Consider the following 12,562-nt stretch of genomic DNA (forward strand, 5'->3'; position numbering starts at 1 on the left):
TTTAGCCAAGGGTTCTTTTTTGTTGTTTCTGCTCTATATCTTCATGAATGACTTTCGGGACCTCTTCCAGTGCTGTGATGGTATACATGGAAGTTTCCGGATTCGGTTGCAGTTCAACAATGTTATATTGCCATTCATTGGGCTGTTTGATATAGATGCTATGAATTCCGGCATTTACGGCAGGCATAATATCTGTGCGAAGTGAATTGCCAATCATCCATGTTGCTCGCCGGTCAAAAGGACCTTTGGACAGAATGCCTTCCAATGCTTCAATATTTTTGTGCTGACGAATATAGATTCGATCATCGAAATAGATGGAGAGTTTCATCTGGTCAATCTTTCTTTGTTGAATGACGGTCTCACCGCCTGTGTACAAATAAAGAGAGTGCCCTGCAGACTTCAGTTCTTCCAACGTTTCTACCATATGCGGATAAGGCTCAACTTCCTGGGTGTAGACACTCATGCCCAGTTTGCTCAAATACGTTTCTTCTTTAGTTGATGTTACACGTGCATATTTTTTGGAAAAATATCGATACGTATCAATCAAAGACTGTGGAAAATGGTGACTTGCAAACCCGACTTTGTTCACTCCCGTCACATCTATTTCGAGTTGCTTCTCCCGAATCTGCTGTGTGGTCAGGGCATGTCCGTCGAACCATTGTTGCATGTTCTCAAAGAATTCTCCCAGAACAAGATTGAAATATTTGTTGCAATATACGAGTGTATCATCAAGGTCAAACAAGATATGTTGTTTTAATAAGGTCAATGCTAGTTCACTCCTTGCCTGCGCTTGCCTGCGGATCATTCATTATCCTATAAAATAAAATAACGAGTTAGATGCGAATGTAGGATTCTAAAAACATATTCAATTCAGATACTCCGTCAGGTCTGATGCTATATTTTTCTTTACGATTGCTTCCTAGTAAATGTGTACGCAGTAGACCTGCAATGCGAAGAGCTGTAACCTGATCTTTGACAGGATCTTGATCTTTGCCAAGCTCCTCACACATCTCCGAGAGTGACTTCGGTTCGTCCGAGACATATCTTAACAGGCGAAGTCTTTCCGGGTCTGCCAATGCATGTGTGAACCTGAGCAAACACGTTGGCGGCTCATCTTCACTCTCCTCAGGTATATCTACGGGATACTGAATAATCATCATGCCTTCATAGAAGCAGTACATGTTAATAGGACGGTTATGCACCGTTGGGAACAGAATCACTTCGTTTAATCCAGCGATGGGTTCCACAATAACACCTGCGGTAGCATATTCTATTAACAGTTCAGGGCCCATTTTTTCGAGCAAAATGCGTTTTTCTTCAGCATCCTCTTCAAGCCATACACGATGATCTTCGCTAATGTTCCGGCAATAGTGCTGATCCCATAGTCGCAGTAATGGGACGTAGCTGTTTCGAATACGCGTCGATTCTTCTATCGTAAGCGAAGGCATTAATGAAGACACGCGCGCAAATAATTCGTCAGCCGAAAGCTCTGTGAGCATGTCCAGAAAGTCTTGATTTTCTAAAGTGGTATTCTTATATGCTGCCCAGGCGAACAGGACATCAAAATCGTCAAAAGGCCACGTAGCAGCGGGTGCAAGCGCTGCACGTACGTTGGAACTTAGCTTGCGCTCAACGTCCAGAATCCATTCAGGACCAATGTCCAGATGCTGAATCCACTTTTTCGTGACATAAACTAAAAAGCTGTTGAGCATCTCATATATCGGTGAAACATCAATTTTAACGTGATAAGCCATAATGATGCAGAATCCTCCCGTCACATCTAGGTATTCACAGCGACTTATGTACTATTATGGCTTGTTTTACCGGGCGTTGTCCACTATAATGTTCAAGTTCGGGGCTTAGACCTGATTTATAAAGATAGTATATACCCATATAAATAACAGCCTAGAGATCGTCAGCAATGGCGATTTTTCTTTGTTTGCGCTTGCAGGAGGAATGAAATGTCGTGGCATTGATGTTCAAATCTAAAATATCACCCTCAACTTTTAATTATTTGATTTTAATTACCGTGATCGTTGCAGCAGGGATCAGTCAGGGATTGTTGCTACCTGTCTTATCCATTTTTCTGGAACAGCAAGGGGTTTCTCCCGGGTTAAACGGGTTAAATGCCGCTGCGCTCTACATTGGCTCATTCGCAATGACACTGGCAGCCGAACGTTTACTGGGGGTACTGGGATTCAAAAGACTGATTGTTGGCGGCTTGATTCTGGTTATGCTTCCCTTGATCCTGTTCCCGTATTTTCCTGATATTAAAATTTGGTTTGTGCTACGCCTGATTGTCGGCATCGGAGACAGTGCTTTACATTATGCAGCCCAGCTATGGGTGCTGTTAGTCACTGCGCCAGAGAAGCGAGGACGTTATATATCCCTTTACGGTATGTCTTACGGACTGGGTTTCAGTATCGGGCCATTAGGAATCAAGTTGCTCGGGTATGGTGATGCTGTGCCATTTTTGGTGCTGTTTGTTGGCATGGCCGCTGTACTCATTCTGGTGCTGATGAAGCTACCGGATACCAAGCCGGAAAAAGCAGAACATGCTCATTTTCCAGAAAGACGCTTTCGCCGTAGTTTCGCTTGGGCATGGTATGCGCTGTTGCCAGCTCTTTTATACGGTTATATGGAAGCAGGCATGAACAGCAACTTTCCCGTTTACGGACTTCGTGTGGGATATGATACCGATCAGATAGCCTCTTTGCTTCCTTTTATAGGGATTGGTGGACTATTCCTGCAGCTTCCGCTCGGAATATTAAGTGACCGATATGGTCGAAAAGTAATTCTTATGATAGCCGGAATGGGTGGCGGTTTAGCATTTATGCTAGTTCCTTTAGCGGGTACGAATTTCTGGCTGACACTTGTACTGTTGCTTATCGCCGGAGGACTCGTAGGTTCATTTTTCTCGCTGGGACTCGCTTATGCCGCAGATATTTTACCTAAAGTTTTGTTACCTGCAGCCAATGTGGTAGCGTCCTTTCACTTTACGATCGGAAGTATCGTGGCACCGAATCTGGGAGGTCAGTTGATCAACTGGGTTTCACCTGGCAGTATGTTTACGATGCTTGGTTGCTTGTATTTCATTTTTGGTGTTACAGGACTATTATTTCGGCGTAAACGCGAAGCGGAATTTGTGTTAAAATAGAAGCTGGTGTTCGCATGGAAATTGATGTCCATTTCCGAGTACACTAGTAGTAGGGAAAAACATGGACAAGAGGAGACATCGCGATGATCAGAGTGGAGAACTTGAGTAAATCCGTTGGAGCGGATCGTATTCCGATTCTACGTGATATTCGTTTTGATATGCAACAAGGGGAAATGATTGCGGTAGTCGGCTCCAGCGGGAGCGGCAAAAGCATGTTGCTGAAATGTTTGGCGATGAAGGAGACGTGGGATTCAGGACGTTTTACTGTTGACGGCATGGATATTCTGAAAGAAGGATGGAGCGGTAAACAGAAAATTCGGCGGGAATGGGCATACTTGGAACAGAACCCACAGTTATATCCCAGAAAAACGGCGCTGAAGAATGTACTTATCGGGCGTTTTGGTCAAACTCCATTATGGAGGATGGCAACGGGCATGGTGCGTTCGGATGACTACATGGGAGCGATGGACCACCTCGAAGGTTTAGGTTTACTGGATAAAGCGCATCAGCTTGCTGAAAAAATGAGCGGCGGCGAGAAGCAGCGTGTTGCTATTGCAAGGGCGCTTGCGCATGGTGCCAAGGTTGTGCTGGCGGATGAACCTGTCATTGGACTTGATCCTCATACGGCTGATGCGGTGCTGGAAACGTTACGCAAATTGTGTGAAGAGGAACGAGCTACGGTCATTGCCGTGTTACCGATTGAACTAGCAGAGAAACATGCTTCGCGAATCTGGGGAATCGCAGAAGGCCGGATCGCTTTTGATATACGAGGACGGAGATTAACACAGCAGGAGAAAAATCAGATTTAAAATGAGTGCTTAATGAAAAGAGTGATGAAATTGCTTAATTCGCGATGGGGACGCTGCATGGCAGCAGGTACAATGGCTGTTTTGCTCGGAACCGTGCTAAGTGGCTGTACAGTGATCAGTGACCCCAAGCTTCTAATGAAGCCGCCGATGATGTCGACGGACAAAGAGAAACTGTATAATATTGTGCAGAAGGAAACACCGCCTGAAAGTAAGTTGATTCGGCCCAAAGATATGAGCAATACCAGCATGATTCGTGTGGAAGATCTGAACGGTGACGGTATTCGCGAGGCCATTGTTTTTTACGAGACGCCTAATGAGAATGTACGTATCCACGGTATGATTTTGGAAGAGCAGGGGGGAACCTGGGTCAAAAAACTGACGTTTGATGTACCGGGCAATGAGTTGGAATCATTCAAAGTAATGGATATTACGAATGATGGGAACCCGGACATTATCGTAGGTGTCAGCTTGCAGGATCAGAAAGCCTTAACGGCATATTCATATAAAGGCGGAGTCTTGGAACAAGTGCTGGGCGGCGTGCCTTACAATCAGGTCATTATCGATGATATGCAGGGTAACGCGCTGGATTTAAGTGGAGATGGCAAGAGTGATTTTGTTGTTGTTTCGCTAAACGCCAGTGGTTTTTCCAGCATAGCCTTGTATCAGTATCAGGATGACAGCTTTAAGGAAATGGATCGTGTTGTTACTGACTATACGGTTAAAGAAGTGTATAACGCTCTTGGCGGTGAGATCGCTGACCGAAAAATGGGGATTGTACTTGATGCGGATCTGGATGATCGCAGTTCGTTTACACAGATCATGTATGTGAAAGACAATAAACTTGTTAGTGCTTTTAAATCACCGGATCAAACGTACAGAGATGACAAAATTTTAAGCGGTGATGTGAATAATGATGGTATTATTGAGTTTGGATTAAAAGAAACACCAAAAGGTTGGGAGCACTACGTATTTGATTCGCGCATGTGGTTTTATACATTCTACCAGTGGGATGGCAAAGAGGGGAAAAAGTTTGTGTCGTTCCAGTTCCGGGATGATGCGGATTTGTTCCATTTGAACTTAAAGCCTGAATGGTATGGCAAGATCACGATTGACACCAAATCGGAGAAGGAAAAATACATTCGGTTTAAGATGATCAAAACGGATGAAACCGTGGCCGAAATCAAATATTTCACGTTTTCTCAGTGGGATCTTGAAAAGGGAAAGAGCTGGAAGGAAATTACTCGAACAAAAGATCGGGTGATTGCATCGCGTGTTGCACAATCTGAGGCGGGCAAGGATGCATTAAGTAAAAACTTCTCAGCTGAATAGAAAGGAAGAACTTGATGAGTAAAGTACTTATTCTTGAGGATGAAGAATCTATCCGCAGTTTTATCGTCATTAATTTAAAAAGAAATGGATTCGAAGTGCTGGAAGCGGGCGATGGTCATGAGGCCTTACGCATTTTGCAATCTGTACCCGATATTGATCTTGCACTGCTGGACGTTATGGTTCCTGGCATTGATGGGTTTGAAGTATGCAGACGGATTCGTGAAACGAACGAACGGCTCGGTATTATTTTCTTGACAGCCAAAGTTCAGGAGCAGGATAAAGTATACGCTCTTTCAGTAGGGGCAGACGATCACGTAAGCAAACCTTTCAGCCCGACTGAACTGATTGCACGGATTCAATCACTTCTTCGTCGTGTCAATGTACACCGCGAAACTGCGGCTAAAGTAACGTTCCAATCGGGGCCGTTTTCACTGGATCTGATCTCCAAACAGTTTAAAAAGAATAATGAAGCCATTGAATTAACACCTACGGAATTTTCTTTAATCCAGTTCTTCTTGGAAAAAGAAAATACGCCGCTGAGCCGTGACTTGCTACTGGACCATGTGTGGGGCAAAGAATATATGGGTGATCCCAAAATTGTTGATGTTAACATCCGTCGTCTACGTCAAAAAATTGAGAACAATCCTTCCGAGCCTGAATACCTGCAAACTGTATGGGGTCACGGGTACAAATGGAAGGGCCGGGATCAATGATCAAAAAGGGGATCACGCGGCAGATCGTATTACACTACTTTATTGTCGTTTTCCTCGCTCTGGTGCTTGTTGAGTTTGTGTTTATGCTAGCTGTGCAGCGGTATTATTATGAGAGCATTTACAATACCATTAGCACGCACATTACCAATAACAGAGACTTTCTTGAGCCAATAGCCAGAGCTAGTAATGGAGAAGACGGCAACAACAACTTGTCCAGACTCCTTGTTCGACTTGCATTAGACAATACTGAACTGGAGATTCTGGATCTGAACGGCCGCGTGCTGGCGAGTTCGACGGCCTTTGAGTCAGATCGAGCGATGTTACAAACGAGCGACGTTATGCAGGCTTTGAACGGGGATATGGGACGATGGATTGGCAGACAACCCAACACCGGAGAATCGGTGATGGCAGTTGCCAACAAATTCGACCTCGGTGGTGAAAATACGTACATTGTACGTTATCTGACTTCGCTCGAATCCGTAAACTCTAAATTACTTGTCATGGGGTTACTGGCTATTGCCGTAGGCGTTGGTGTACTTGCCATCGTGTTAATTATCAGTATTGGAATGGCCAACTCCATTGTAAGGCCTATTAACAGTATCACAGCGGTATCTGCTCAGATGGCGAAAGGACGGCTGGATGTCAGAGTCAAAGGGAATTATAAACATGAACTGGGCGAACTCGCGTCAACGCTTAACTTCATGGCCCACGAAATTGTACGTAGTAACCAGATTAAAGACGATTTTATTTCGTCCATTTCCCATGAACTGCGTACACCGCTGACCAGTATTAAGGGTTGGAGTGAAACGCTTGATTCAGGTGGATACGATCCGGAAGAAACACGTATTGGTATGGGTATTATCGCGAAGGAAACAGAGCGGCTAATCGGGTTGGTAGAGGAGATGCTTGATTTCTCCAAACTGCAACAGAACCAGATGAAGCTTGTGAAAGGCACAGTTAATATTCGTGAGGTTGTGCAAGAGACCATGCTGAACGTATGGGCCAAAGCTGAACAAAAGCAGGTACATCTGAAGTTAGAGACGGACGAAACACGCGCCTACAATGTATATGGCGATGGGAATCGTTTGAAGCAGGTGTTCTTAAACATTGTGGACAACGCGATCAAGTTCTCACATGAGAACTCGTGGATATTCCTTACGGTCAAAGAAGAGAATGGTCAGATTGTGGCTGTTGTGCAGGATACAGGAATTGGGATCAGTGAGGAACATTTGATTAAGGTAAGGGATCGTTTCTTCCAGGTAAACCACCAAAATGGAGGCACGGGACTTGGTCTTGCCATTACTCAGGAGCTTGTGGAATTGCATGAGGGCACCATTACGATGCAAAGTGAGCTTGGTTCAGGGACAACGGTGACCGTATCCTTACCTATGCTTAATCAGGAGATAGCTTCAGCTGAACAAGATATAACGGATGAGGTAGCACTGATCGAAGCTGGTACACCGGAGAAACTGGCAAATACAACTTCGGAGCCAGACCAGAAGGAGCAGATACAGGCTCATGACTCATCAACTGAGGGCGAGAAGCGCTAGTTCGTCATTATCACACGTACGGTGGTAGCAGACGATGAAATCTTATACAGCGAAACCAGAAAGGCGAGCCATTATGGCTCGCCTTTTTACATTTAAGGTACATCTTAAAGAATTTATGAGGATAATTCACCAGCACGGAGACGACCACTTTTTTCATACACTTCTTTGAGCATACGTACAGGTTGCGTGCGTACGGCTGGTTTAGGTGCGACAATCTCATTCGGGCCAACGACAACAATTTCATCGGCTGTACCTTTAACAATGGCACCATCTTTGATAATGGCTCCTTCGCCGATAATTGCGCGTTCGATATGAACACCGCGGCCTACGCGTGCATTAGGCATAATGACACTGTCAAGCACTTCAGAGCCTTTGCCAACTTCGGCACCGCAGAAAATCACGGAGCGTTCAGCCCGGCCTTCAATAGCGCAAGAGTCGTGAACCATGGAAGCCAGATGTTGCATCTGATTTTGTCTCGCTTTGATCGCGCTTGGTTTGGAGCGCCATTCGCGGGTGAACATAGGCCAATCTTCTCGTTGCAAGCTCCAGTTTTCTTCGTTATATAACAGATCCATATGCGCATCCCAAAGACTTTTCACCGTACCGACATCTTTCCAGTAACCATTGAAATTATATACGTAAAGCGAATTGGTTTCATTTAACATCTGTGGAATAACGTCTTTTCCGAAGTCATGACTGGAATTTGGATTCGCAGCATCTTCAAGCAAGTGACGTTTCAGATATTGCCAATTGAACATGTAAATGCCCATCGAGGCCAAGTTACTTTTAGGTTCAGCCGGTTTTTCGGCAAATTCGGTTACTCTCATGTTTTCATCAGCAGCCATAATTCCGAAGCGGTGAGCTTCGTCCCAAGGCACTTCCATCACCGAAATGGTTGCAACAGCATGATTAGCCTTGTGTGATTCAAGCATTTCGCGGTAATCCATATGATATATGTGGTCACCCGACAAAATTAGAACATTTTCGGGGTTTTGCTGGTCAATATAGTCCATATTTTTATATATGGCATCCGCAGTTCCCAAGTATTCGTCATTTCCTGTATGATAAGATGGAAGCAAGGAGATTCCGGTCTCATTCGAATTGCCAGGTGTCCATGGCTCTCCTTGACCAATATGTTCGTGCAATGATTCCGCCTGGTACTGCGTCAGAACACCTACAGTGTCGATCCCTGAGTTGACGCAGTTACTGAGAGGAAAATCGATAATCCGGTAATGCCCGCCAAACGGTACAGCGGGTTTTGCAATCCTCGAGGTTAAAGGAGCTAATCGCTTTCCTTCTCCTCCCGCCAACAGCATAGCGATGCAATCTTTATTAAACATGATCGTTTCCCTCCCAAAATATTTGTGCAGTGTAGTACATTAGTAAACGAAAGCGAAGCCTCTGAAACGATAGCTATTGTAAAAATTCTGAAAAAATACATCATTTTTTAAAACAACGCATTTTTCTTTTCAACTTGGCTAGAATGGGGTAATGGTTAACGTTATATCTATTTTCTGGAGAAAAGAAGGTGATCCCTTGGCTATTGAACCGTTGACACAACCGGATAAGTTATCTGATCTTATTTATTTATTTCATGAAGGTAATCTTCATCACAGTTATCGAATGTTGGGCGCGCATCCTGAGACTCGCGATCACCGTCAAGGATTCCGTTTTACCGTATGGGCACCCAATGCCGTAGAGGTGGGACTGGCTCTGGACCGTAATGGATGGCAAGGAGAAAAGGAACCTTTATATAAGATACCCGAATCTGGATTTTGGAGTCGTTTTATTCCGGGAATCGAAGAAGGTACTTTATACAAATTTCGCATTTTAACGGAAGATGGGACTGAAATTCTCAAAGCGGATCCGTATGCATTTGAGGCAGAAGTTCGTCCTCGAACGGCGTCAATCACAAGTTCCATTGAAGGTTACAAGTGGAATGACGGTGCATGGAGGCGTAAACAACGCTCGATGTACAACAAACCTTTACATATTTATGAAATGCATCTGGGTACCTGGAAGCGCAAAGGCGATGGGAGCCTGTATAGTTATCGTGAGATGGCGGATTTGCTCGTTCCTTATTTGCTTGAGATGAATTATACCCACGTTGAAATGATGCCCCTTAGTGAGCATCCATATGACCTGTCATGGGGATACCAAAATACGGGTTTTTACGCACCTACAAGCCGTTACGGGCAACCCAAAGATCTGATGTATCTGGTGGATACACTACATCAGGCGGGTATTGGTGTATTACTGGATTGGGTGCCAGCTCATTTTGCCAAAGATGCGCATGGCCTACGTTTGTTTGATGGTACACCTTTGTTCGAGTACGCAGATCCAATGTTAGCCGAGAAGCCGGGCTGGGGAACCCTTAGTTTTGATTATTCCAAACCTGAGGTTCGCTCATTCCTTATTTCGAACGCACTGTACTGGATGGAAATGTATCATTTTGATGGACTTCGTGTTGATGCGGTGACGAGTATGCTTCGTCTTGATTTCGAAAAGCAGCCAGGTCAATATCGTACGAACGATGAAGGTGGCCTGGAGAATAAAGAAGCGGTTGCTTTTTTACAACAGTTGAACACAACTGTTTTCGAATATTATCCTTATGCTTTAATGATGGCTGAAGAATCCAGTGCATGGCCAATGGTTACCATGCCAGTGGACAAAGGTGGTCTGGGTTTTAACTATAAGTGGAACATGGGCTGGATGAATGATACGTTAGATTACATGGAATCTGATTTTCATGAACGTGCTTCCAAACATCATTTGCTGACATTTCCGGTGGTATACTCCTTTTCTGAAAATTATGTGCTTCCTTTGTCTCATGACGAGGTAGTGCATGGTAAAAAGTCCCTTTTGAACAAAATGCCAGGAAGTTATGAGCAAAAATTTGCGGGTATGCGCGCGTTTCTCGGTTATTTCATGACATTTCCAGGCAAAAAGCTGTTGTTCATGGGTGGAGAGTTTGGACAGTTCATCGAATGGAAAGATGAAGATCAGTTGGACTGGTTTTTGCTGGACTATGATAGTCACCGCAACCTGCACAAGTTCGAGCGCGAGCTATCTGAGTTGTACGTCCGTGAAAAAGCTTTGTGGGAGCTTGATCATTCCTTTGACGGTTATGAGTGGATCACTCCGGATGACCAGGGCCAAAGTGTCATTTCATATGTACGCAAAGGAAAAAAACCTGCGGATACACTCCTTGTGCTCATTAACTTTCAGCCTGTCAAAAGGGAGCGTTACCGGATTGGCGTCATGCGTCCCGGTATGTATACCGAAATATTAAATAGTGATCATTCGGATTACGGTGGTTCAGGGATAATTAATGATATGCTGATCCCTACGGAAAAGATTCCATTTCACGGGCATGCAAACAGCCTGGAGCTGGACTTACCACCGCTAAGTATCGTTATTTTAAAAAAGAATACACGCCGGAAAACGGAGCCCATCGCTGAAGGTAGCGCTTCCGTGAAATCAAGAAAAAAGACTGAAAAAAATACAGAAAAAAAAGGGAATAGCACGCTTAAACCGAATAGGGGGACAAAAGCATGAATATTTTATTTGCAGCAGCAGAGGCCCATCCGTTTATCAAAACGGGAGGTCTGGCTGACGTTATCGGTGCTCTGCCGCAAGCGTTGAAAAATAACGGAGCAGATGTACGCGTGATTTTGCCGAAATATAAAGGGATACCTGAAGAATACAAAGAAGCTATGAAACCCGTGCTCGTGACGGATGTCCCGCTTGGTTGGCGTAGAGCCTATTGTGGCATTGAGATGCTGGAGTATGAAGGAATTCCAGTTTATTTTATTGACAATGAGTATTATTTTGCACGGGATGGCGTTTATGGGTACATGGATGATGGCGAGCGATTTGCATTTTTCAACCGCGCTGTACTCGAGGTGCTTCCACAGCTTGATTTTAAACCAGACGTTCTGCACACACATGACTGGCATGCAGGTATGATTCCGTTGTTGCTCAAGGCTCACTATGCCCATGATGCGTTTTATAGTGAAATCCGAACGGTATTCACCATACATAATTTGTTGTATCAAGGTGTATTTCCACACCAGTTGTTCAGCGAAATTTTGGAGCTTGATGATCGGTATTTTACGATGGAAGGCGCCGAATATTATGGGAATGTCAATTTCTTAAAATCAGGTATTGTGTATTCTGATCATGTGACAACGGTGAGCCCAACCTATGCTAGAGAAGTGCAGACATCTTATTATGGGTATGGACTGGACGGATTACTAAGTTCGCTTGGAGATCGCTTCAGCGGTATTGTGAACGGCATTGATACCAAAAGTTATAACCCGGCAACAGACAATAAAATTGCAGTCAAATACAGATCAAGCTTGTCCAAAAAAATCGAAAATAAAAACGAATTGCAAAAAGAACTGGGACTTCCGGTGCGTCCAGATGCACCACTGATGGTCATGGTGACCAGGCTCGTTGATTCCAAAGGGCTCGATCTGGTATGTCGGGTTCTGGATGAACTGCTCTACTACGATGACATTCAATTCGCCGTGCTGGGGACTGGAGATTCAGCTTATGAACATTGGTTCAGAGAGGCGGCTAACCGGTATCCACTAAAAATGTCAGCACAGATTACATTCAATGACGGATTATCTCGTCGTTTCTATGCGGGCAGTGATATCTTCCTGATGCCATCCAAATTTGAGCCGTGTGGAATTAGCCAGTTGCTGGCATTGCGTTATGGCAGTGTACCACTGGTAAGGGAAACAGGGGGATTAAACGATACGGTTCAAGCTTACAATGAGTTCACAGGAGAAGGTAACGGCTTCTCATTTACAAGTTTTAACGCACATGACATGATGAATACCATTCGCCGTGCAGAAGAGTTCTATCGTAAACCGGCTGAGTGGAAAAAAATTGTGAAAAATGCAATGAGCGGGGAATACAGCTGGGGTGTATCGGCTGAGGAATATATGGATATTTATCGTCGAATTCAGGTGTGATCTAAGAGTAAGATTTTAT

10 protein-coding genes are annotated in these 12,562 nt (G+C 44.5%); 7 read left to right on the forward strand and 3 right to left on the reverse strand.

The features are described from left to right. Window position 1: 1 nt before the first annotated feature. Entirely contained in the window at window positions 2-766 is a 765-nt protein-coding gene (locus J2T16_RS01500) for an HAD family hydrolase (protein ID WP_090916676.1), read from the reverse strand. A gap of 67 nt (window positions 767-833) precedes the next feature. Continuing rightward, window positions 834-1,754, reverse strand: a complete 921-nt coding sequence (locus J2T16_RS01505) for an ArsR/SmtB family transcription factor (protein WP_499017586.1) — start codon at window positions 1,752-1,754, stop codon at window positions 834-836. A 221-nt stretch (window positions 1,755-1,975) separates the two neighbouring features. On the opposite strand from J2T16_RS01505, the gene J2T16_RS01510 reads away from it, so the two are divergent. The 5 genes from J2T16_RS01510 (at window position 1,976) to J2T16_RS01530 (ending at window position 7,558) form a co-directional block, all read left to right on the forward strand. Continuing rightward, entirely contained in the window at window positions 1,976-3,157 is a 1,182-nt protein-coding gene (locus tag J2T16_RS01510) for an MFS transporter (RefSeq protein ID WP_154890648.1), read from the forward strand. A gap of 83 nt (window positions 3,158-3,240) precedes the next feature. Further along, on the forward strand, window positions 3,241-3,966 hold the full coding sequence (locus J2T16_RS01515) for a phosphonate ABC transporter ATP-binding protein (protein WP_154890435.1): 726 nt from the start codon (window positions 3,241-3,243) through the stop codon (window positions 3,964-3,966). Between the two features lie 12 nt (window positions 3,967-3,978). Further along, window positions 3,979-5,295, forward strand: coding sequence for an FG-GAP repeat domain-containing protein (locus J2T16_RS01520; protein WP_499017589.1), 1,317 nt, complete (start codon window positions 3,979-3,981; stop codon window positions 5,293-5,295). Between the two features lie 14 nt (window positions 5,296-5,309). Beyond that, a complete protein-coding gene (locus J2T16_RS01525; protein WP_090916668.1) occupies window positions 5,310-6,008 on the forward strand; it encodes a response regulator transcription factor in 699 nt (232 codons plus the stop codon). Further along, a complete protein-coding gene (locus J2T16_RS01530; protein WP_261769335.1) occupies window positions 6,005-7,558 on the forward strand; it encodes a sensor histidine kinase in 1,554 nt (517 codons plus the stop codon). The genes J2T16_RS01525 and J2T16_RS01530 overlap by 4 nt, the downstream gene beginning before the upstream one ends. Window positions 7,559-7,671: 113 nt before the next feature. On the opposite strand, the gene J2T16_RS01535 is transcribed toward J2T16_RS01530, so the two are convergent. Further along, on the reverse strand, window positions 7,672-8,898 hold the full coding sequence (locus J2T16_RS01535) for a glucose-1-phosphate adenylyltransferase (protein WP_154890433.1): 1,227 nt from the start codon (window positions 8,896-8,898) through the stop codon (window positions 7,672-7,674). A gap of 196 nt (window positions 8,899-9,094) precedes the next feature. On the opposite strand from J2T16_RS01535, the gene glgB reads away from it, so the two are divergent. Both glgB and glgA read left to right on the forward strand, forming a co-directional pair. Next, window positions 9,095-11,116 carry a 1,4-alpha-glucan branching protein GlgB gene (glgB, locus tag J2T16_RS01540; protein ID WP_154890432.1) on the forward strand — a complete coding sequence of 674 codons (2,022 nt, stop codon included), beginning with the start codon at window positions 9,095-9,097 and terminating at the stop codon, window positions 11,114-11,116. After that, window positions 11,113-12,543 (forward strand): glycogen synthase GlgA, encoded by a 1,431-nt coding sequence (gene glgA / locus J2T16_RS01545; protein WP_499017592.1) that lies wholly within the window; start codon window positions 11,113-11,115, stop codon window positions 12,541-12,543. The genes glgB and glgA overlap by 4 nt, the downstream gene beginning before the upstream one ends. Window positions 12,544-12,562: the final 19 nt, after the last annotated feature.

It is taken from the genome of Paenibacillus intestini (assembly GCF_030803945.1).
Classification (GTDB): Bacteria; Bacillota; Bacilli; order Paenibacillales; family Paenibacillaceae; genus Paenibacillus; species Paenibacillus polysaccharolyticus.